We start from the raw sequence: 19,989 nt of genomic DNA, 5'->3' as shown, positions 1-19,989 counted from the left end.
ATCTGCCGTTGATCCCCATTTTAACAATAACATTCTCAAAAAAAGCTATGCTTCGCATCCCCGTCGACGTGAATCAAAAAATGAACACATCACCGATTTATGGCATAAGTATATCATATTATACCTTTTTTCAAAGTACTTCGATATTACTATGACCCCCCTTTTTATAAAAGCATATATGTTTCCTCTCAGGAATAGCCGGTAATATAAGGACGGCTGACTTTTTTTTGACAAAATATAAAGATTTCTTTGACGATTCATAGCACATAGCCTGCTGCCATTACCCACATATTCAACAAACATTGTCGTCTATTAAGCCCTTTGCAAAAGTCACTAGAATATAGAAAAATTTCTTGAGACGACAAATATCGTCGTACTCATATGATACTATCTTTGTATAACTACATGGAAGAAAGATGTGAGTATATGGAAAAAGCCCATCGCGTATTGCTGTTATTTTACCGCTTGTTAAAAGGCGAGCGGATTCATAAAGCAAATTTTGCCTTTGAGCATCATGTAACGGAGCGTTCCGTCGAACGAGATATCCAGACAATCCGCAACTGTCTGGAAGAACAACACGCCAATATGTCCCTTCTGTTCGACCGGAAGAACGAAAGTTATTATTTATCTATTCCCAAGCACGGATTTCCCTATTCGTCGCAAGTAAAAATACTGCGGCATCTAAAAGAAACGGAACATTCCCAGACAAAAACATGACCATTGCCAGACTGCCGGAATGGATTATAATAAAGGCAAGGAATTTCTTTACCTATGAGGTGGTCCGCATGTATAAAGTACATAATGGCAAAGAAACGCCAAATAAAATCAATCGCATCCTCAGTCTGTATACAAAGCTTAGGGAAGGCCGCTGCATTCATGCCGACGAAGAAGCGAAACGGCATGGAGTAACCGTCCGCAGCATCCAGCGTGACATCAAGGATTTGCAGGAATATTTGCAATATCAGCAGGAAGAGGATACGTTGCTGAGCTATGTCATATTCTACGACAGACGACAAAAAGGCTATATGATGAAAACGACAGATGTATCTACATTTTCCAACAGCGAAATTCTGGCAATCTGCAAGATTCTCCTGGACAGCCGAGCCTTTACCAAAAAAGAAATGACGGCTATGCTGGATAAATTAGTAACAAATTGCGTAACTGCCAAAAATCGGGACGTCATTCGCGAACTCATAAAGAACGAAGCCTTCCATTACATCGAACCGCATCATAAAAAAGTTTTCATCGATAAGCTTTGGACTATAGGGCAGGCTATCCGCAGCCATCATTATATCGAAATTGCCTATACGCGCTCAAAAGACAAAAAGCTGGTCGCACGCAAATTAAAACCGGCAGCCATTATGTTTTCCGAATACTATTTCTATTTGACTGCCTTTATTGAGGACAAGGACGTGCAGCAGCATTTCGACGTCATCAACGACGCCTTCCCAACGATATACCGCATAGATCGAATCGCCGACTTAAAAGTCCTGCCTGATACGTTCCGCGTGCTGTACGCCGACCGGTTTCAAGAAGGAGAATTTCGCAAACGGGTACAATTCATGTACGGCGGCCGGCTGCAGCGCATTCGGTTTACTTATTCAGGGCCAGATGTCGAAGCTATCTTAGATCGCCTGCCCACGGCTGTCATCGAAAAAGAAACTGAAAACATGTATACTATTTCAGCCGAAGTATTTGGCGAAGGCATTACTATGTGGCTGCGAAGCCAAGGCAAAAATATTCACGTATTACCGTAATGTTTCCCCTTGACATCTACTGATATCTATAGTATACTTATCTAGTCAGCCGACGATGTGGAGTGATACTCAAGAGGCTGAAGAGGACGGTTTGCTAAATCGTTAGAGGTCGCAAGGCCTGCGAGAGTTCGAATCTCTCTCACTCCGCCAAATTATTGAAATGAGCAGTCTTGAAGAAATTCAAGGCTGCTCATTTTTTTGTGCAAAGAAATCCGTCAGGAACGCCATGATACATGCATGGTCTATCCAATTCTATCATCGCATACTACTTCTTTTAGAAAAGCACACAAGAGGACGGCGCCTGCGTCGTCCTCTTGCACATATACTTCGAGAATATTATGCTTGTGTTTCCTTCTGCAGTATGGCTTCTACGGCAGCGGGCTTATGCTCCATCATATGCGTATGGCCCGGCCGGATATCGGCTTTCAGCACGACTTCCGTGCGCAATCCCTGCTCGGCCAAATAAAAGGTGGCTTTTTTGACGACAGCCATGACGTCGTCCCACTCGCCTTCGATTTCCGTAAACATGGAATTCGTACGGCTCGTCAAGCCTGACTCGCGGATAATTTTTACCACCTGCGCCACATATGGCGAATAAGAGTCTCCCGTACCGCAGGGAGCAATGCAAACGGCTACTAACGTATTCATTATATAACCCCTCCTAATGCAACTATAATTCGTCTCCAATTCATAACAAAGGCGTTAAAAATTACTTATTTTCCTGTAAAAGCTGCTCCACAATCGCCGTTTTATGCTCCATCATCTCCGTATGGCCCGGCCGAATGTCTGCTTTCAGGATCACTTCTGTCCGCAATCCTTGTTCCGCTAAATAAAAGGTGGCTTTTTTGACGACAGCCATGACATCATCCCACTCGCCTTCGATTTCCGTGAACATAGAATTCGTCCGATTTTTCAATCCTGATTCCCGAATAATCTGGATGACCGGCGCGACATAGGGGGCAAATTCATCGCCAATACCGCAGGGAGCAATGCAAACAGCTGCTAAAACATTCATTACGGTTCCTCCTTATATGAAATAGGATTTTGACTTATGTCCTCAGGCGAGGCTTGATACAGCTCATCCAGAAAAATCTGCTGGAATGAGCCAGTCCCGGCAGCTTTTACCTCGGCCCGCCTGCCGGCAAGATTATACGCCGCCGTCCCAGTAAGCGCCGCTATGAACGGGTCTGCGACAGCCGCATATACGGCGATGACCCCTCCCAAGGAGCATCCCGAACCAGTGACGCATTCCATCATCGGCGAGCCGCCATAAGAAACTGCATCATGGCGGCCGTCAGTAATGAAATCTTCTGCTCCTGACACGGCGACAGCGCCGCCGGTCCATGCAGCCAACGCTTTCGCAGCCGCCACGGCCTCGTCTACTGTATCGGTTGAGTCGACGCCTCGGACCTTCGAGGAGGCTCTGCCGCCTACCTGCCATAAGCCAGCCAACGCAATGATTTCCGACGCGTTGCCGCGAATAACCGACGGCTTATATTCCTTGCATTGAAGCAGCAGCTTCGTCCGCATCTCACCCAGCCCAACGGCAACAGGGTCCAGGACCCACGGCTTTCCCAGCTTGCACAGGGCGTTCAACGTACGGGGAACCGTTTCCTCATAAATAGGAAGCAAGGTTCCCACATTGATATACATCGAGTCGCCCATCTTCACCAGGCCTTCTCCTTCATCAGGCAGATAGACCATCGCCGCTGAGCCGCCTGCGGCTAACTGGGCGTTGGCTACAAAATTAACCGTCACAAAATTCGTAATAGAGCCGGCCAAGGGCTTTGATTTTCTTGCGTTCTCCGCCGCCAGCCTTATTTGTTCCCGTATATACGCCGTATTCACGAAATCATCGCCTTCTTTCTGCTATTCTTATTATAAGCGCTGTCCGGATTCATCTCAACCTAAAAATACAAAAAACGCATTGACGATGTCTATGCATAGACGTTATCAATGCGCTTTCTTCATCAACCTTCCTCTATAGACGATACGTAGTCTATATCCAATGATTCGACCGTATCGTTGTCAGCGGCAAAATTAACGGTGCCTTGTATTTTTCTGCCCCTTAAGATCATGGGAATCCACGTCCGATCTCCTTTCCACATCTCGTCGTAGGGAAGGGTATCTGCTGAAAACCACTGCGGTTCCATTTCCTCCGTTTCTACAATGGTTCCTTCATATTGGCGAACGAAATAGACGTATCCCAAGTGATTTAACTCCGGTTCGGCCGTAAACCGGAAGTCCAGCAAGCCTACTAATTCTAAATCTTCCGCTTTCGTCTGAAGGCCCGTTTCTTCCTGCAGCTCACGGACGGCGCACTGGCGAAAGGTCTCACCCGGCTCGATTTTCCCACCAAAGCCATTCCATTTCGATACGCCGAAGCCGCGTTTTTTTCGTCCCAGCAGGATTCTCCCTCTCTCGTCGACAGGAAAGCACAGCGTCGTATCTCTCATCGTTTTTTATGGAAATAGGCGTGCTCTTTAGCCAATTCCTGCAAAATCGTATCGATAGTCCAGGAAATATTATTAGGCGTTACCATAGCTTTAAGAGGCACGCTTTTTAAACGGCCGCGGCGAATTCCATCCAGCAGCAGATTGACAGCTTTATTATCAAAGCCGCAAAGGATAAGGGCTTCCTTGGTTACAGGTTCCAACGCTTCGTCTTCGCCCAGGTCTTCATGAACCTTGGTCTCGCTTGTCTCCACCTTATTGGCAGCGATTTCGGCAATTTCATCGTCGCTTAACCCCAACAGCTTGCCGACCGTTTCCGTCTTTTCTTCTTCTGCCACAACCTTAATTTGAGATTTCGTCAGCAATCCCAAGAGCTTTAACAGGCTGAGCCGTTCCGGCGTAAAGTTTACAGCCAGCATCATTCTATAGGCCATTGTCTCATCTCCTTGTAAAAAAACCGCTGCGGCACTGTGCCACAGCGGTCTCGTAAGCTATTACACTAATTCGATGATTACCATCGGAGCTGCATCGCCCTGACGAACGCCAGTTTTGATAATACGCGTATAACCGCCTTGACGGTCTTTGTATTTCGGCGCAATTTCATCAAACATTTTCTTAACTACGCTTTCGTCTCTTACGTAAGCCAATACCTGACGGCGAGCGTGTAAGTCGCCGCGTTTAGCCAAGGTAAGCATTTTTTCTGCTACTTTGCGGAGTTCTTTTGCCTTTGCTTCCGTCGTTTCGATGCGTTCATGCTGGAATAAAGAGGTAACAATGCTGCGCAGTAATGCTTTACGTGCAGAGCTGTCACGTCCCAACTTTCTATAAGCCATCGTTCATCCTCCTCGAATTATTCTTCGTTGGATTTCAAATCAAATCCATAATCTTTCAGTTTTTCAATAATTTCATCTACAGACTTTTTGCCCAAGTTGCGAATCTTAGACAAGTCATCTTCCGTCCGTTCAACCAAATCGCCTAACGTGTAGATGTTAGCCCGTTTCAAGCAGTTCGACGCGCGAACGGACAAATCCAATACGTCAATTTTAACTTGGCTGAGCTCCGGTCCGTTATCTTCTTCCGGTTCTTCGCCGTCGGGAGTCGTAAAGGGAGCGGCTGCTTCATTAGCCTTCGGATCAGAAGCGATCTTTTGGAAGTAATCCAAATAGCTGACCATGATAGACGCAGCTTTAGCCACGGCGTTTTCAGCAGCGATGCTGCCGTTGGTCGTCACTTCAAGCGTCAACGAATCGTAGTCCATTTCGTTGCCGACCCGGATATTGTTAACCTGGTAGTTCGTCTTTACAATCGGAGAGAAGATCGAATCGATGGGAATTACGCCGATCATATCCGTATCTTTCTTATTTCTTGTAGACGGAACATAGCCCTTGCCCCGTTCGATATGGCACTGCATATAAATGTGCGCATCCGAGTCGAGGGTTGCAATATGAAGATCCGGGTTTAAAACTTCAATGTCTGTGCTTACGTTCAAATCTTCTGCAGTAAATTCGCATTCACCAGTGATATCAACCGTGATATCCAATTCATCGACTTCGTCGCGAGTGAATTTCAGACTAAGCTGTTTTAAGTTCAGGATAATTTCCGAAACGTCTTCCCGAACGCCAGGTATCGTCGAAAATTCATGCAATACTCCATCGATTTTAATGGAGGTAATTGCTACGCCGTCCAGCGAAGACAAGAGGACGCGCCGTAAGCTATTGCCCAACGTGATTCCGTACCCTCTGTCGAGAGGTTCGCATACGAATTTTCCATAAGTGCCGTCGTCGCTTCTATCAACGGTCTTAACTTTAAATTTGTTATCATCGATCATCAGGAAAATCCTCCCATTCCAGAATCAAAACAACTTGGTTGAATATCTCTTATACACGTCTGCGTTTCGGCGGACGGCAGCCATTATGCGGGATAGGAGTTACGTCTTTAATGGAATTTACTTCCAGGCCTGCTGCCTGCAATGCGCGGATAGCGGCTTCACGACCGGAGCCAGGACCTTTTACATATACTTCAACCTGACGAAGGCCGTATTCCATAGCGGCTTTAGCAGCCTGTTCAGCAGCCATCTGAGCGGCGAACGGAGTGCTCTTACGGGAACCGCGGAAGCCGAGGCCGCCGGCGCTTGCCCAAGACAAAGCGTTGCCCTTCGTATCGCTGATAGTAACAATCGTATTATTAAAGGTAGAACGAATATGTGCTGCACCCGATTCTACATGTTTCTTTTCTTTTCTCTTATTGCTTCTTGCGTTATTCTTAGCCAAAATCGTTTCCCTCCTTACTTAGAAAATCTTATTTCTTCTTACCTGCTACTGCTTTTCTCGGACCTTTACGCGTACGTGCGTTTGTCTTCGTGCGCTGACCGCGAACGGGAAGACCTGCGCGATGACGTTTGCCCCGGTAAGAGTTAACTTCAATCAGACGTTTAATGTTGAGCGCTGTATCACGGCGAAGGTCGCCTTCTACTTTATAATCAGAACCGATTACTTCACGGATTTTCTGAACTTCATCTTCCGTCAAGTCGCGAACGCGCGTGTCCGGATTAACGCCTGTTTTTTTCAAGATTTCCTGGGACGAAGAAAGACCGATCCCCAAAATATAAGTTAAACCAATTTCAACTCGTTTGTCACGTGGTAAATCCACACCGGCTATACGTGCCATCTAATCATCCACCTCCTGTCGATTAACCCTGTTTCTGTTTATGTTTCGGATTTTCGCAAATGACCATAACGCGGCCTTTGCGTTTAATGATTTTGCATTTTTCGCAAATTTTCTTTACTGACGGTTTTACCTTCATAGTTAACCTCCTGCGTAAACAATCTTACTTGAAGCGATACGTAATACGACCGCGATTCAGATCATACGGTGTCAATTCCATCGTAACTCTGTCGCCGGGAAGAATACGAATAAAATTCATACGCATTTTTCCGGAAACGTGAGCCAGTACGATGTGTTCGTTTTCCAACTTAACTTTAAACATAGCGTTTGGCAGTGCTTCTACGACGACGCCTTCTACTTCAATGACATCTTCCTTAGACATGTGTACCCTCCCTGGTCAATTCCATCTTGGCCCGGTTCAAAACGGACCGTATCCATTCATTGCTGATTCTCAGGGGACCAGCGTTTCCTCTGGATACGCTCGTTCCCACTATCTGGAGATGCCGGCAATTTTTTTTCTTCGGCTTATCCAATTTGTACTTTCGACCGTCAGCAATCCATACATAGGGATAATCCAACTTGCCGACAACGACATACAGGCCCTCTTTATCTCTGCCCGCACAGCTTTTAACGACTGTGCAGACAGGTATCTCTATCCGCTCCATCATTCCGGTAAGGTCAGGATTTCCGGACCGTTTTCAGTAATAGCTACTGTATGTTCAAAATGGGCTGCCGGCTTCTTATCACAGGTAACGACAGTCCAACCGTTTTTCAACTGCCGGACCTTTTCCGTACCCATGTTGATCATCGGCTCAATGGCCAGAACCATACCCGGTTCCAGGAGTTCTCCGTGACCGGCAACGCCATAATTCGGCACTTCCGGTTCTTCATGCATGTCGGTACCGATGCCGTGTCCTACATAATCGCGGACAACGCCGTAACCGAATGATTCGGCATAGGATTGAACGGCATGCCCGATGTCGCCCAGGTGGTTGCCAGCTACTGCCTGCTCAATGCCTTTATAGAGACATTCTTCCGTCACTTTAAGCAACTGAAGAACGGCCGGGTCAACGTGACCGATAGGAATCGTCACCGTCGAGTCTCCATGATAGCCATTTTTGTTTACAACTAAGTCAACACTGATTATATCTCCATCTTTTAGCTTGCGCCGGCCCGGAATACCGTGAACGACTTCTTCGTTTACGCTAGCGCAGATAGTCGCCGGATATCCGTAATAGCCTTTACAGCTCGGAAAGGCGCCGCAGCTGCGGATGTATTCTTCGCAACGCTGATCCAGCTCGCCTGTCGTGACGCCCGGCTTCGCCAGCTTTTTCATCAGCTGCAATGCGTTGGCAGTAATGCGACCAGCTTCGCGAATATACTCTATTTCCCGTTTAGACTTTAAAATAATCATAATTATTTACTCTTTTCAAGGCTCTTTACGATATCATCAAAGACTGCATCCATCCCCTGCTTGCCGTCGACTTCGATGTACAAGTTGGAATTTTTGTAGTAATCAATAAGCGGTTTGGTCTGAGCAGCATATACGCTGAGACGTTTTTCAACGGTTTCGACCTTATCGTCGTCGCGCTGATACAATTCTCCGCCGCATTTATCGCAAACGCCTTCTACCTTAGACGGTTTAAAAGAAATATGATATGTCGCGCCACAGGAGCGGCAAATCTGACGGCCTGTCGTCCGCTTAATCAGTTCTTCATCAGGAACGGAAATGTTGACGACTCCGTCGAGCTTAATGCCCAAATCGCTGAGAATCGCGTCGAGGGATACGGCCTGGGACGTCGTACGCGGGAATCCGTCGAGGATAAACCCTTTCTTGCAGTCGTCTTTTGCCAGGCGTTCTCTTACGATACCGACAGTAACGGCGTCCGGTACGAGCTGACCGTTATCCATATACTTCTTAGCTTCCAAACCAAGGGGAGTCTGTTCTTTAACAGCTGCTCGGAACATATCGCCCGTTGAAATCTGGGGAATACCATATTTTTCAATCAATCGTTCGGCCTGCGTACCTTTGCCGGCACCCGGAGGCCCCATTAAAAGAATGTACATGTAAACTACCCCCTTATCATTTCATAAAGCCCTGATACTGTCTGTTGAGCAACAACGATTCGGCCTGCTTCATCGTATCGATAGCAACGCCGACTACAATCAGCAGCGCCGTACCGCCGAAATACACACCTTCAATACCCGTAATCCAGCCGATGAAGTTCGGCAGAATGGCGATGAAGGCGAGGAAGAACGAACCTGCCAAGGTAATACGCGTCATAATTCTATCGATATACAAAGCTGTCGGCTGGCCCGGACGAATACCGGGGATAAAGCCGCCGTACTTCTGCATGTTTTCCGTAAGCTGCGGAATATTCAGCGAAATAGCGGTATAAAAATAAGTAAAGAAGATAATCAAAATGGCGTACATAATGGTGTTGGTCACCGTACCCCATGCAAACCATCCGGCAATCATCTGTACCGTTTCATTCTGTACGAACTGTGCAATCGTAATCGGGAACATCAGCACGGACGAGGCAAAGATGATGGGGATAACGCCAGCCTGATTGACTTTCAAAGGAATATGCGTCGAATGGCCGCCGTACATCTTCCGGCCGACAATCCGTTTCGCATACTGCACAACGACGCGCCGTTGTCCCTGCGTCACCTCAATGACTACGACAATCATGAAGAGGGCGATCAAGGCAAACAACAGCACCTGGAAAATATTGATGGAACCTGCCTGAATATATTTGTATACAGTCATGCAGCCATCGGGGAACCGCGCTACGATACCGGCGAAGATGATCAGCGAAATGCCGTTGCCGATGCCGCCTGCCGTAATCTGGTCGCCCAGCCACATGAGGAAACACGTGCCGGCCGTCAGAATCACTGCTACCATAAATACCATGGCCCAGCTGTCGTTTACGAAAGCGTTGTTTACTTTCAGCGCATAGCTCATGGCAAAGGCCTGGATGAAACCTAAGACTACCGTGCCATACCGGGTGACCTTCTGGATTTTTTCACGGCCGTCCTGATTGTCCTTCGCCCATTGCTCAAAGGTCGGAACGACCGACGTGAGGAGCTGCATGATAATGGACGCGTTGATATACGGCGTAATACTCATAGCGAGGATAGAAAACTTACTCAAGGCGCCGCCGGAAAATAAATCCAACAGGCCAAATAAGTTGCCGCTGCTGAAAAGATTTTCAATGACTGAGGCGTCTACTCCCGGAACAGGGATGTGGACACCTAGTCTGAAAATAATGAACATGATCAAGGTGAAAACTGCGCGTTTCCGGAACTCCGGAACGTTCAGCACATTCTGGATGTTCTCTAACACCTTAGATCACCTCTACCTTACCACCAGCTGCTTCAATTTTTTGCTGCGCCGATTTCGTGAAGCCCTGCGCTACAACGGTAAGGGATTTTTCCAATTCGCCGTTGCCGAGGATACGAACACCGTCGCATACGTTTTTAAGAATACCTGCTTCTACCAATGCAACAGGATCTACCGTCGTGCCGTTTTCAAAGCAATTCAGTACAGAAACGTTAACTTCTGCATACTGTTTAGCCCAGATATTTTTGAAACCGCGTTTCGGGAGCAAACGGTACAGAGGCATCTGGCCGCCTTCAAAGCCCGGGCGTTTACCGCCGCCGCTACGGGAAAGCTGGCCCTTCATGCCCTTGCCGGCCGTCTTGCCGTTGCCGGAGCCAATACCGCGGCCTACGCGATTGCGTTTTTTCTTGGAACCAGGAACAATACTCATTTCATGAAGTTTCAATTCAGCGCACCTCCTTCTATCTTAGATTTCTTCTACTTTGATTAAGTGTTCTACTTTATGAAGCATCCCTTTGATCTGCGGGGTTACTTCTTTTACTACGCTGGAATTCGTCTTGTGGAGACCCAGGGCAACGACAGTTGCGCGCTGGTCGCCAGGACGGCCTGCGAGACTCTTTACGAGCGTAACTTTTACTTGAGCCATCTTGTGTATCCTCCCTTATTAACCGTAAATTTCTTCTACAGTTTTGCCACGGAGTTCAGCAACTTTGTTGACATCCTTCAAACGGCTCAAGCCTTCGATCGTAGCCTGAACCATGTTGTTCGGGTTGGAAGAACCGATGGATTTTGTAAGGATGTTGCGGACGCCAGCCAATTCCAATACGGCACGTACAGGACCGCCTGCAATAACTCCAGTACCTTCGGCAGCCGGTTTCAGGAATACTTTGCCAGCGCCGAAAACACCTGTAATCGGATGGGGAATGGAACCGTTTTTCAAGGAAACAGTTACCAAATGTTTTTTAGCGTCTTCAACACCTTTGCGGATAGCTTCGGGAACTTCGCCGGCTTTACCTAATCCTGCGCCGACTCTGCCGTTGCCGTCGCCGACAACAACCAACGCACTGAAGGAAAAACGGCGGCCGCCTTTAACTACCTTAGCAACACGGTTGATGAATACGACATTTTCTTGTAATTCGAGACCTGCATGGTCAACTTTTGCCATGTGTTATTTCCTCCTTGATTAGAATTTCAAGCCAGCTTCACGAGCGGCTTCAGCAAGAGCGGCAACACGGCCATGATAAATATAACCGCCGCGGTCGAATACGACCGTCGTGATACCTTTTTCAAGAGCACGTTTTGCAACTAATGCGCCAACTAATTTTGCGCCTTCAGCATTGCCACCGCTGACGTTCTGAGCTTTAATTTCCTGATCCAACGAGCTGGCGGAAACCAAGGTAACGCCCTTCGTATCGTCGATGACCTGAGCATAAATATTGGAAAGGCTGCGGAAAACATTCAGACGAGGACGTTCAGCCGTACCGTTGATGTGTTTGCGCAAGCGCCAATGACGTTTCAAGCGAATTGCATTCTTACTGGATTTCAAGGAATTCACTCCTTTCTATGATAAGCTTACGTTAATTATTTCTTCGAACCAGCTTTGCCGGCTTTACGACGTACATGTTCGCCAGCGTAGCGAATACCTTTTCCTTTGTACGGTTCAGGCAGGCGATAGCCGCGGATTTTAGCAGCGAATTCGCCGACAGTTTCATTATTAGCGCCGGATACGACGATCGTCGTTGCCGTCGGGCATTCGACCGTAACGCCTTCCGGAGCGTCTAATTCGAGGGGATGGGAGAAGCCAAGAGTCAAGGCCAGTTTCTTGCCTTTCATCTGTGCTCTGTAACCAACGCCGACGATTTCCAATTCTTTCTTAAAGCCTGTCGTAACGCCTGTTACCATGTTGGCAACGAGAGCGCGGGTCAAGCCGTGCAGGGCACGATGTTCTTTTTCGTCAGACGGACGTTCTACAGTAATGACGTTGTCAGCAACTGTAATTTTCATATCCGGGTGAAGCGTACGAGTGAGTTCGCCTTTCGGGCCTTTGACGGTAATCACGTGGCCATCGAGGTTGACATTTACGCCTGCCGGGATATCAATAGGCATTCTACCTACTCGGGACATATTGACACCTCCAAATATTACCAGACGTAAGCGATAACTTCGCCGCCCAAGCCGAGTTTACGAGCTTTTTTATCGCTCATAACGCCCTGGGACGTAGAAATAACAGCGATTCCCAAACCGCCGAGAACGCGGGGCAGTTCTTCTTTGCCGGCGTATACGCGCAGGCCCGGTTTAGAAATTCTCTTGATGCCGGTAATTACTTTTTCTCTATTGGAACCATATTTTAACGTAACTTTCAGCGTTTTGCCTTCGTTTACGGATTCATAATTCTTAACAAAGCCTTCTTCTTTCAAGATTTCGAGGACAGCGGCCTTCATCTTGGAAGCGGGCATTTCTACTTTTTCATGATAAGCCGAATTGGCGTTACGGATTCTGGTGAGCATATCCGCAATCGGATCGGTCATTGCCATTGTCTAAAAACCTCCCTTCGTGAAATACATTACCAGCTGGCTTTTTTAACGCCAGGAATCTGTCCTTTGTAAGCCAGTTCACGGAATGTAATGCGGCAGATGCCGAACTTACGCATATAACCGTGAGGACGGCCGGTTACTTTGCAACGGTTGTGCAGGCGTACCGGGGACGAGTTGGCCGGCAACTTAGAAAGCGCTTCATAGTCGCCCTTAGCTTTCAGTTCAGCACGGAGCTTTGCATAGCGGGCAACCATTTTTTCACGTTTCTTTTCACGTTCAAGCATAGATTTCTTTGCCATGTATGTTATCCTCCTTAATTACTTTTCAAACGGCATACCCATCATCGTCAGCATATCGCGGCCTTCTTCGTCCGTCGTAGCTGTGGTAACGATGGTGATGTCCATACCGCGGGCTTTATCGACCTTATCATATTCGATTTCCGGGAATATGAGCTGTTCCTTTAAGCCCAAGGTGTAGTTGCCGCGGCCGTCAAATCCCTTTGCGCTTACGCCATGGAAGTCGCGGACGCGAGGCAGAGCCAAATTCATCAATTTATCGAGGAATTCATACATCCGTTCGCCGCGGAGCGTTACTTTGCAGCCCAGGTTCATGCCTTCGCGGATTTTAAAGGCCGCGATGGATTTCTTGGCTTTCGTAATGATCGGCTTCTGACCGGAAATGATCGTCATATCGTTTACAGCAGCGTCCAAAGCTTTGGAGTTGGTAACAGCTTCGCCAACAGCCATGTTGATGACAACTTTTGTAACCTTCGGAATCTGCATTACATTTTTATAATTGTATTTTTCCTGCAAGCCTTTAGTGACTTCGGAAAGATATTTATCTTTTAATCTGGACACTTCTCAAGGGCCTCCCTTCTCAATTAGATGTTCTTGCCGCTCTTAACGGCAACGCGTACTTTCGTACCGTCGGCCTGCTGAACCGTTCTGACGCGGGTCGGCTTGCCGCTTTCAGGATCTACGAGCATAACGTTGGAAACGTGGATAGCTGCTTCCTTCGTGATAATGCCGCCTTGAGGATTGTTCTGACTCGGTTTCGTATGGCGCTTAACCAGATTAAGGCCTTCTACTACAACGCGGTCCTTTTTCGGATATGCTGCAATGATTTTGCCTTTTTTGCCTTTTTCTTTGCCGGCGATGACGATAACCGTATCGCCTGTCTTAACGTGCATTTTTCCCATCGAGAACACCTCCTCCGATTATAATACTTCCGGAGCCAGGGAGATGATCTTCATGAAATCTTTTTCACGCAGTTCTCTGGCAACCGGCCCAAAAATACGAGTGCCTTTAGGGCTTTTATCATTATTGATTACGACAGCTGCATTTTCGTCGAAACGGATGTACGAACCGTCTACGCGGCGCAATCCTTTTTTAGAACGAACGATAACAGCCTTTACTACGTCGCCTTTCTTGACAACGCCACCGGGTGATGCATCTTTAACAGACGCTGTAATGATATCGCCAATGTTGCCATATTTACGATATGAGCCACCCATGACCTGGATGCACAAAAGTTTTTTGGCACCGGTGTTATCGGCAACATTCAACATAGTTTCTTGCTGAATCATGGCTTAACCTCCTAGTTAATTCAAGCTTATTTAGCTGCTTCTACGATCGTCACAACTCTCCAGTGTTTCTGCTTGGACAGGGGACGGGTTTCTTCGATGCGTACGATATCGCCGATATGGCATTCGTTGTTTTCATCATGCGCTTTGAATTTTACAGTCGAAATAATCGGTTTTTTGTACAGCTTATGCTGCGTCTTATATTCTACAGCAACAACAACGGTTTTGTCCATTTTATCGCTGACAACTTTACCTACGCGGATTTTCCGTTCGTTTCTTTCCATCTGTGCTTGTAACCTCCTTTTAGATTCCAATCGAGTACGTTATCTTACGCCTGCGCTTTCAATTCTGCTTCACGCTGTACCGTTTTGATGCGGGCGATAGTCTTTTTAACTTCGCGGATACGCATTGGATTTTCTAATTGGCCGGTCGCATGTTGAAAACGGAGGTTAAACAATTCTTCTTTAAGGCTAACCACCTTTTCGTCCATTTCGGCAGCGCTCAGAGCACGGATTTCTTTAACCTTCATTTTATTCACCACCTAATTCCTGACCTCTAACAACAAACTTCGTTTTAATCGGCAGTTTATGGCTTGCAAGACGCATAGCTTCGCGAGCTACTTCTTCGCTTACACCGCCCATTTCAAAAAGTACGCGGCCCGGTTTAGCAACGGCTACCCAGTATTCGGGAGCGCCTTTACCGGAACCCATACGAGTGCCAGCCGGTTTAGCCGTAATCGGCTTATCCGGGAAAATTTTAATCCAAACTTTACCGCCACGTTTGATATAACGAGTCATAGCAATACGGGCAGCTTCGATCTGACGGTTTGTAATCCAAGACGGTTCTGCTGCTACCAAACCGAAATCGCCGTGAGCGACTTTATTGCCGCGCTGAGCCTGACCTTTCATGCGGCCGCGGAACTGTTTACGATATTTAACACGTTTTGGAATTAACATTATGCTTCACTCCCTTCGTGTTTTTTCTGCGGAGCTTTTTTAGCTTCCGGCAGGATTTCACCTTTGTAGATCCAGCATTTTACGCCGATGCAGCCGTATGTCGTATGAGCTTCGGCAAAGCCGTAGTCGATATCGGCGCGGAGCGTATGCAGAGGAATGGAGCCGTCGCGAACGCTTTCGCTGCGAGCGATTTCAGCGCCGCCTAAACGGCCGGAGCACATAATTTTAACGCCTTTAGCGCCCATGCGCATCGTACGGCCTACGCACTGTTTCATAGCGCGGCGGAAGCCGATACGGCGTTCGAGCTGGCTGGCTACGTTTTCAGCAACGAGGGTTGCGTCCATTTCAGCCTGTTTGATTTCGGCGATGTTAACGTCGACAGTTTTCGTCGTGAAAGCTTTCAGCGCTTTCTTAATATCTTCAATGCCTGCGCCGCCGCGGCCGATAACCATGCCCGGTTTAGCAGTATGGATAATCAATTTGATACGTTTTGCAGAACGTTCGATTTCAATACGAGAAACGCCTGCGATGAACAACTGTTTCTTTAAGAATTCACGGATTTTTACGTCTTCATTCAGAAGTGTTGCATAATCCTTTTCAGCATACCATTTCGCATCCCAGGGTTTTACAACGCCAACACGAAATCCATGGGCATTAACTTTTTGACCCACTACGTTTCCCTCCTTATGCTCTTTCTTTTACGACAACAGTCAAATGACTGGAATGTTTCAAAATCTTGAAAGCCTGTCCACGGCTGCGCGGATGAATACGTTTCATCGTGGAGTCCTGGTCGACAAAAATTTCCGAAACATACAATTTATCTACATTCATGTCGTTGTTGTGTTCCGCGTTCGCTACGGCGGAGCGCAGTGCTTTTTCAACTACGCGGGAACCGACTTTCGGCGTAAATTTCAAGATAGAGAAAGCTTCGCCTACATTTTTGCCCCGAACCAAATCAGCTACGATTCGAATTTTACGGGGGGCAATGCGGATATGTCTAGCAATTGCTCTTGCTTCCATTGATGTTACCTCCCTTATTTCGTTGCTTTTTCAGATTTAGCGTGGCCTTTGAATGTACGAGTCGGCGCAAATTCGCCCAACTTATGACCTACCATGTCTTCTGTAACATATACAGGAACGTGTTTCCGGCCGTCGTGAACAGCAATCGTATGACCTACGAAGCTAGGCAAAATCGTGGATGCACGAGACCAGGTTTTTACTACTTTCTTTTCATTAGCTTCATTCATAGCGTCGATTTTCTTCAGCAGGTGGAATGCTACGAATGGGCCCTTTTTAACGGATCTGGACACTTAATTATCTCCTTTCCACAATCTTATTTACGTCTCTTCACAATAAATTTATTGGAAGCTTTTTTAGATTCACGAGTCTTAACGCCATAAGCAGGTTTACCCCAAGGAGTAACCGGACGTTTACGGCCGACAGGAGACTTGCCTTCGCCGCCGCCATGCGGATGGTCGCACGGGTTCATAACGACGCCGCGGTTGCCCGGACGGATGCCCTTCCAGCGGGAACGGCCGGCTTTACCAACGGTAATGTTTTCATGGTCCGTATTGCTGACTACGCCTACCGTAGCGCGGCATTTGATATGGACCTGACGAAGTTCGCCCGAAGGAAGACGGAGCAGCGCATAATTGCCTTCTTTAGCCATGAGCTGTGCCGATTCACCGGCGGAGCGAACCATCTGGCCGCCTTTGCCGATTTTCAATTCAACGTTGTGTACCAACGTACCGAGAGGAATATTAGCCAAGGGCAATGCGTTGCCGATCTTGATATCCGATTCGGGGCCGCTGTAAACAACGTCGCCTACTTTAAGGCCGTTCGGAGCGATGATATAGCGTTTTTCGCCGTCTGCATAGAACAGCAGGGCGATATTAGCAGAGCGGTTCGGATCGTATTCGATCGTCGCTACTTTTGCAGGAATGTTATCTTTAATACGTTTGAAGTCGATCAAACGATAACGGCGTTTGTGACCGCCACCCTGATGACGGACTGTCATTCTGCCGCTGTTATTACGACCGCCCTTGCTGCTTACTTTAGCCAGCAAGGATTTTTCCGGTTTGGACGTCGTGATGTCTTCGAAAGTCGAAACAGTCATGAAACGACGGCCGGCGGAATACGGTTTAAATGATTTAATGGCCATTGTAGTGCCTCCTCCTTTATTTCGTTATCCCTTAAGCTCCTTCAAAGAATTCGATTGTTTCGCCTTCCTGAAGTGTTACGATGGCTTTCTTGTAATCCGGGCGTTTGCCGATATATTTGCCCATGCGTTTGAATTTACCCATCATACGAATCGTGTTGACGCTCTTTACTTTTACGCCGAACACAGCTTCAACAGCTTTACGGATTTCGATTTTATTGGCATGGAGCGGTACTCTGAAAGTATATTTGCCATCAGACATCATCATCGTTGTCTTTTCAGTAATAACCGGTTTTAACAAGATATCATGCATCATCATTACGCGAGCACCTCCTCAATCTTGGCTACAGCGCTCTTTGTGACAAACAATTTTGTGTGGTGGAGCAAATCAAAGATGTTCACGCCTTCAGTGGAAACAGCTTTGACGCCAGTGATGTTACGGGCGCAGCGCGCGACGATTTCGTCATTATCCGTAATGAAGAGAACTTTTTCACCGGCAAACTTGAAGTTGTTGATGATGTTGACGATTTCTTTCGTCTTCGGAGCTGCCAAGGTGATTTCGTCCAATACGAACAATTCATTCGTATTTACTTTATCGCTCAGAGCGGATTTAACAGCCAAACGTCTTGCCTTGCGAGGCATTTTCTGAGCGTAAGAGCGCGGATGGGGACCCCAAATGGTGCCGCCGCCAACCCACAACGGGCTGCGGGTGCTGCCTACACGGGCCCGGCCGGTTCCTTTTTGTTTCCAAGGTTTCTTGCCGCCGCCACGAACCAAACCTCTGGTTTTCGTGGAGTGCGTGCCTAAACGTTCGTTAGCGAGCTGACGAAGAACGGCCTGTCTCATGACAGCTTCGTTTACTTCAACGCCAAATACGCTATCGTTTAATTCGATTTCACCGGTCTGTGCGCCGGCAATATTATACGTGCTTACTTTTGGCATTATTATTTATCCTCCTTCCTGTGTGACAACAATTAGCGGGGTTTTACAGTATCACGGATCATGACAAGGCTGCCTTTAGCACCCGGAATACCGCCTTTGATCAAGATAAGGTTTTTATCCATGTCGACTTTTACGACGGAGAGATGAAGAACCGTTGCCTGATTACCACCCATTTGTCCAGGAAGTTTTTTACCTTTGATGACTTTACCGCCACCGCCGCTGATCATAGGTCCGAGAGAACCAGGTTCACGGTGAGATTTAGAGCCGTGAGTCATTGGCCCGCGATGGAAGCCGTGACGTTTGATGGTACCTGCAAAACCTTTCCCCTTGCTGGTGCCAATTACGTCGACGAGATCGCCGCTTGCGAATATATCAGCTGCCAGAGTTTGGCCTACCGTGTATTCCGGCGTATCTGTCAAACGGAATTCGCGAAGATACTTAACAGGAGCTACGCCTGCTTTGTCGAATTGACCCTTAACGGGTTTTGTCAGATGTTTTTCTTTGATTTCGCCATAGCCCAGCTGAATGGAGTTGTATCCGTCCGTATCAACGGTTTTTACGCGGACAACGACATTCGGCGAAGCTTCGACGACTGTTACGGGGATGACTGCGCCTTCTTCAGTAAAAATCTGAGTCATACCCAACTTTTTCCCCAAAATAGCTTTAGACATAATCGCACCTCCTCCTATAATTTGATTTCAATGTCTACGCCAGCCGGCAGGTCGAGTCTCATCAAAGCGTCAACAGTTTTATTGGAAGCTTCGAGAATATCGATCAAGCGTTTGTGCGTACGCAGTTCGAACTGTTCACGAGAATCTTTGTTTACGTGGGGCGAACGCAGAATCGTGAAGATGTTCTTTTCCGTCGGAAGCGGAATCGGGCCAGATACCATAGCACCTGTCCGTTTCGCCGTATCGACGATTTTCGCCGCGCTCTGATCCAACGTCTTGTGGTCATAAGCTTTGAGGCGAATTCTGATTCTTTCCTGTTTTGCCATTACTTAATTCCTCCTAACGTCCATTTCTTAGAATAGACTGCTCCATAGGAGTTTCCCCGCAGGGCGGGCAACATCCTATATCATAGTTTTTTTTACGCATAGTCAGGGCATCCCCTGTTGTCGCGTACTTAGATAGTTTACTACAAAAAGAGCGGGCATGCAAGGATTTTTCTACGTTTTTCCGTACTTTTTCCAGGGAGCCAAATCAATTTTGCATGGAATTTATTCTGTAAAATCATGGTAAAGAAAAGAGCTGCAAGCCAATGCTTGCAGCTCTTTCTATGTCTTAATTTGCTCGTAATCTTACGGCGAATTATGCTTCGATTTCGGATACGACGCCTGCGCCTACCGTACGGCCGCCTTCGCGGATAGCGAAGCGGAGGCCCGGTTCAATAGCGATCGGCGTAATGAGTTCTACGTCCATCTTTACGTTATCGCCAGGCATGCACATTTCCGTGCCTTCCGGCAATTTGATAACGCCCGTTACGTCCGTCGTGCGGAAGTAGAACTGCGGACGGTAGCCGTTGAAGAACGGCGTATGACGGCCGCCTTCATCCTTCGTCAATACGTATACCTGTGCTTTGAACGTCGTGTGCGGATGAA

General features: G+C 47.4%; 37 protein-coding genes, 1 tRNA gene and 1 pseudogene. 3 read left to right on the top strand and 36 right to left on the bottom strand.

The window, feature by feature from the left end; all coding sequences use genetic code 11:
• The first annotated feature begins 426 nt into the window (after positions 1-426).
• From CJ260_RS06500 to CJ260_RS06490, 3 genes are all read left to right on the top strand, one after another.
• Positions 427-717, top strand: a complete 291-nt coding sequence (locus tag CJ260_RS06500) for a hypothetical protein (RefSeq protein WP_095629608.1) — start codon at positions 427-429, stop codon at positions 715-717.
• A 68-nt stretch (positions 718-785) separates the two neighbouring features.
• Positions 786-1,757, top strand: a complete 972-nt coding sequence (locus CJ260_RS06495) for a YafY family protein (protein ID WP_095629607.1) — start codon at positions 786-788, stop codon at positions 1,755-1,757.
• 59 nt (positions 1,758-1,816) lie between these two features.
• Positions 1,817-1,907, top strand: a tRNA-Ser gene (locus CJ260_RS06490).
• 186 nt (positions 1,908-2,093) lie between these two features.
• Here CJ260_RS06490 and CJ260_RS06485 read toward each other — a convergent pair.
• The 36 genes and pseudogenes from CJ260_RS06485 to tuf all read right to left on the bottom strand — a co-directional run.
• The gene (locus CJ260_RS06485; RefSeq protein ID WP_095629606.1) at positions 2,094-2,405 is read right to left on the bottom strand and encodes an MTH1187 family thiamine-binding protein; all 312 of its coding nucleotides are present in this window, start codon (positions 2,403-2,405) and stop codon (positions 2,094-2,096) included.
• Between the two features lie 61 nt (positions 2,406-2,466).
• Positions 2,467-2,772: an MTH1187 family thiamine-binding protein gene (locus CJ260_RS06480; protein ID WP_095629605.1), complete on the bottom strand. Its 306-nt coding sequence runs from the start codon at positions 2,770-2,772 to the stop codon at positions 2,467-2,469.
• Positions 2,772-3,605 carry a hydroxyethylthiazole kinase gene (gene thiM / locus CJ260_RS06475; RefSeq protein ID WP_095629604.1) on the bottom strand — a complete coding sequence of 278 codons (834 nt, stop codon included), beginning with the start codon at positions 3,603-3,605 and terminating at the stop codon, positions 2,772-2,774. The genes CJ260_RS06480 and thiM overlap by 1 nt, the downstream gene beginning before the upstream one ends.
• A gap of 122 nt (positions 3,606-3,727) precedes the next feature.
• Positions 3,728-4,213 carry an 8-oxo-dGTP diphosphatase gene (locus tag CJ260_RS06470; RefSeq protein WP_087478736.1) on the bottom strand — a complete coding sequence of 162 codons (486 nt, stop codon included), beginning with the start codon at positions 4,211-4,213 and terminating at the stop codon, positions 3,728-3,730.
• On the bottom strand, positions 4,210-4,644 hold the full coding sequence (locus tag CJ260_RS06465) for a DUF3783 domain-containing protein (protein ID WP_233127907.1): 435 nt from the start codon (positions 4,642-4,644) through the stop codon (positions 4,210-4,212). Before CJ260_RS06465 ends, CJ260_RS06470 begins: the two co-directional genes overlap by 4 nt.
• 60 nt (positions 4,645-4,704) lie before the next feature.
• Positions 4,705-5,043, bottom strand: a complete 339-nt coding sequence (gene rplQ, locus CJ260_RS06460) for a 50S ribosomal protein L17 (protein ID WP_087478737.1) — start codon at positions 5,041-5,043, stop codon at positions 4,705-4,707.
• Positions 5,044-5,060: 17 nt separating this feature from the next.
• Positions 5,061-6,038, bottom strand: coding sequence for a DNA-directed RNA polymerase subunit alpha (locus CJ260_RS06455; RefSeq protein WP_095629603.1), 978 nt, complete (start codon positions 6,036-6,038; stop codon positions 5,061-5,063).
• A gap of 49 nt (positions 6,039-6,087) precedes the next feature.
• Positions 6,088-6,480, bottom strand: coding sequence for a 30S ribosomal protein S11 (gene rpsK / locus CJ260_RS06450; RefSeq protein WP_087478739.1), 393 nt, complete (start codon positions 6,478-6,480; stop codon positions 6,088-6,090).
• 28 nt (positions 6,481-6,508) lie between these two features.
• Positions 6,509-6,877, bottom strand: a complete 369-nt coding sequence (gene rpsM, locus CJ260_RS06445; RefSeq protein ID WP_087478740.1) for a 30S ribosomal protein S13 — start codon at positions 6,875-6,877, stop codon at positions 6,509-6,511.
• 22 nt (positions 6,878-6,899) lie between these two features.
• Positions 6,900-7,013, bottom strand: a complete 114-nt coding sequence (gene rpmJ, locus CJ260_RS06440) for a 50S ribosomal protein L36 (RefSeq protein ID WP_007391661.1) — start codon at positions 7,011-7,013, stop codon at positions 6,900-6,902.
• A 24-nt stretch (positions 7,014-7,037) separates the two neighbouring features.
• Positions 7,038-7,256, bottom strand: a complete 219-nt coding sequence (infA, locus tag CJ260_RS06435) for a translation initiation factor IF-1 (protein WP_007391714.1) — start codon at positions 7,254-7,256, stop codon at positions 7,038-7,040.
• Positions 7,257-7,538: 282 nt separating this feature from the next.
• Positions 7,539-8,288, bottom strand: coding sequence for a type I methionyl aminopeptidase (gene map, locus CJ260_RS06425; RefSeq protein ID WP_087478741.1), 750 nt, complete (start codon positions 8,286-8,288; stop codon positions 7,539-7,541).
• A gap of 2 nt (positions 8,289-8,290) precedes the next feature.
• Complete coding sequence (locus CJ260_RS06420) at positions 8,291-8,941, bottom strand: adenylate kinase (protein WP_087478742.1); 651 nt, start codon at positions 8,939-8,941, stop codon at positions 8,291-8,293.
• A gap of 16 nt (positions 8,942-8,957) precedes the next feature.
• The gene (gene secY / locus CJ260_RS06415) at positions 8,958-10,220 is read right to left on the bottom strand and encodes a preprotein translocase subunit SecY (RefSeq protein WP_087478743.1); all 1,263 of its coding nucleotides are present in this window, start codon (positions 10,218-10,220) and stop codon (positions 8,958-8,960) included.
• Between the two features lies 1 nt (position 10,221).
• Entirely contained in the window at positions 10,222-10,662 is a 441-nt protein-coding gene (gene rplO, locus CJ260_RS06410; protein WP_087478744.1) for a 50S ribosomal protein L15, read from the bottom strand.
• Positions 10,663-10,683: 21 nt separating this feature from the next.
• On the bottom strand, positions 10,684-10,863 hold the full coding sequence (rpmD, locus tag CJ260_RS06405; protein ID WP_087478745.1) for a 50S ribosomal protein L30: 180 nt from the start codon (positions 10,861-10,863) through the stop codon (positions 10,684-10,686).
• An 18-nt stretch (positions 10,864-10,881) separates the two neighbouring features.
• Positions 10,882-11,382 (bottom strand): 30S ribosomal protein S5, encoded by a 501-nt coding sequence (gene rpsE, locus CJ260_RS06400; protein ID WP_087478746.1) that lies wholly within the window; start codon positions 11,380-11,382, stop codon positions 10,882-10,884.
• Positions 11,383-11,400: 18 nt separating this feature from the next.
• A complete protein-coding gene (rplR, locus tag CJ260_RS06395) occupies positions 11,401-11,763 on the bottom strand; it encodes a 50S ribosomal protein L18 (protein WP_087478747.1) in 363 nt (120 codons plus the stop codon).
• 35 nt (positions 11,764-11,798) lie between these two features.
• On the bottom strand, positions 11,799-12,341 hold the full coding sequence (rplF, locus tag CJ260_RS06390; RefSeq protein ID WP_087478748.1) for a 50S ribosomal protein L6: 543 nt from the start codon (positions 12,339-12,341) through the stop codon (positions 11,799-11,801).
• 17 nt (positions 12,342-12,358) lie between these two features.
• Positions 12,359-12,751, bottom strand: coding sequence for a 30S ribosomal protein S8 (gene rpsH, locus CJ260_RS06385; protein ID WP_087478749.1), 393 nt, complete (start codon positions 12,749-12,751; stop codon positions 12,359-12,361).
• A gap of 29 nt (positions 12,752-12,780) precedes the next feature.
• Entirely contained in the window at positions 12,781-13,050 is a 270-nt protein-coding gene (gene rpsN, locus CJ260_RS06380) for a 30S ribosomal protein S14 (RefSeq protein WP_087478750.1), read from the bottom strand.
• A gap of 18 nt (positions 13,051-13,068) precedes the next feature.
• Positions 13,069-13,608: a 50S ribosomal protein L5 gene (rplE, locus tag CJ260_RS06375; protein WP_087478751.1), complete on the bottom strand. Its 540-nt coding sequence runs from the start codon at positions 13,606-13,608 to the stop codon at positions 13,069-13,071.
• Between the two features lie 23 nt (positions 13,609-13,631).
• Positions 13,632-13,940, bottom strand: coding sequence for a 50S ribosomal protein L24 (rplX, locus tag CJ260_RS06370; RefSeq protein ID WP_162860324.1), 309 nt, complete (start codon positions 13,938-13,940; stop codon positions 13,632-13,634).
• A gap of 27 nt (positions 13,941-13,967) precedes the next feature.
• Positions 13,968-14,336: a 50S ribosomal protein L14 gene (rplN, locus tag CJ260_RS06365; RefSeq protein WP_007391728.1), complete on the bottom strand. Its 369-nt coding sequence runs from the start codon at positions 14,334-14,336 to the stop codon at positions 13,968-13,970.
• 26 nt (positions 14,337-14,362) lie between these two features.
• A complete protein-coding gene (rpsQ, locus tag CJ260_RS06360) occupies positions 14,363-14,617 on the bottom strand; it encodes a 30S ribosomal protein S17 (RefSeq protein WP_087478753.1) in 255 nt (84 codons plus the stop codon).
• Between the two features lie 44 nt (positions 14,618-14,661).
• Positions 14,662-14,862, bottom strand: a complete 201-nt coding sequence (gene rpmC / locus CJ260_RS06355; protein ID WP_014015743.1) for a 50S ribosomal protein L29 — start codon at positions 14,860-14,862, stop codon at positions 14,662-14,664.
• Position 14,863: 1 nt separating this feature from the next.
• Positions 14,864-15,289 carry a 50S ribosomal protein L16 gene (gene rplP / locus CJ260_RS06350; RefSeq protein WP_087478754.1) on the bottom strand — a complete coding sequence of 142 codons (426 nt, stop codon included), beginning with the start codon at positions 15,287-15,289 and terminating at the stop codon, positions 14,864-14,866.
• Entirely contained in the window at positions 15,289-15,960 is a 672-nt protein-coding gene (rpsC, locus tag CJ260_RS06345; protein WP_087478755.1) for a 30S ribosomal protein S3, read from the bottom strand. The genes rplP and rpsC overlap by 1 nt, the downstream gene beginning before the upstream one ends.
• A gap of 13 nt (positions 15,961-15,973) precedes the next feature.
• Positions 15,974-16,309: a 50S ribosomal protein L22 gene (gene rplV / locus CJ260_RS06340; protein WP_087478756.1), complete on the bottom strand. Its 336-nt coding sequence runs from the start codon at positions 16,307-16,309 to the stop codon at positions 15,974-15,976.
• 14 nt (positions 16,310-16,323) lie between these two features.
• The gene (gene rpsS, locus CJ260_RS06335) at positions 16,324-16,599 is read right to left on the bottom strand and encodes a 30S ribosomal protein S19 (RefSeq protein WP_087478757.1); all 276 of its coding nucleotides are present in this window, start codon (positions 16,597-16,599) and stop codon (positions 16,324-16,326) included.
• 23 nt (positions 16,600-16,622) lie between these two features.
• Positions 16,623-17,450 carry a 50S ribosomal protein L2 gene (gene rplB / locus CJ260_RS06330; protein WP_087478758.1) on the bottom strand — a complete coding sequence of 276 codons (828 nt, stop codon included), beginning with the start codon at positions 17,448-17,450 and terminating at the stop codon, positions 16,623-16,625.
• A 31-nt stretch (positions 17,451-17,481) separates the two neighbouring features.
• Positions 17,482-17,766: a 50S ribosomal protein L23 gene (gene rplW, locus CJ260_RS06325; protein WP_087478759.1), complete on the bottom strand. Its 285-nt coding sequence runs from the start codon at positions 17,764-17,766 to the stop codon at positions 17,482-17,484.
• Positions 17,766-18,389 carry a 50S ribosomal protein L4 gene (gene rplD, locus CJ260_RS06320; RefSeq protein WP_087478760.1) on the bottom strand — a complete coding sequence of 208 codons (624 nt, stop codon included), beginning with the start codon at positions 18,387-18,389 and terminating at the stop codon, positions 17,766-17,768. The genes rplW and rplD overlap by 1 nt, the downstream gene beginning before the upstream one ends.
• A 32-nt stretch (positions 18,390-18,421) precedes the next feature.
• Positions 18,422-19,060, bottom strand: coding sequence for a 50S ribosomal protein L3 (rplC, locus tag CJ260_RS06315; RefSeq protein ID WP_087478761.1), 639 nt, complete (start codon positions 19,058-19,060; stop codon positions 18,422-18,424).
• A gap of 14 nt (positions 19,061-19,074) precedes the next feature.
• The gene (rpsJ, locus tag CJ260_RS06310) at positions 19,075-19,386 is read right to left on the bottom strand and encodes a 30S ribosomal protein S10 (protein ID WP_006791160.1); all 312 of its coding nucleotides are present in this window, start codon (positions 19,384-19,386) and stop codon (positions 19,075-19,077) included.
• Positions 19,387-19,699: 313 nt separating this feature from the next.
• Positions 19,700-19,989 (bottom strand): annotated as a pseudogene (gene tuf / locus CJ260_RS06305) (elongation factor Tu); the annotation flags it as partial.

Origin of the sequence: Megasphaera sp. ASD88 (assembly GCF_002287425.1) — a bacterium.
In the GTDB taxonomy this organism is placed as follows: Bacteria; Bacillota; Negativicutes; order Veillonellales; family Megasphaeraceae; genus Megasphaera; species Megasphaera stantonii.
This window is presented reverse-complemented; position numbering and strand designations above follow the sequence as displayed.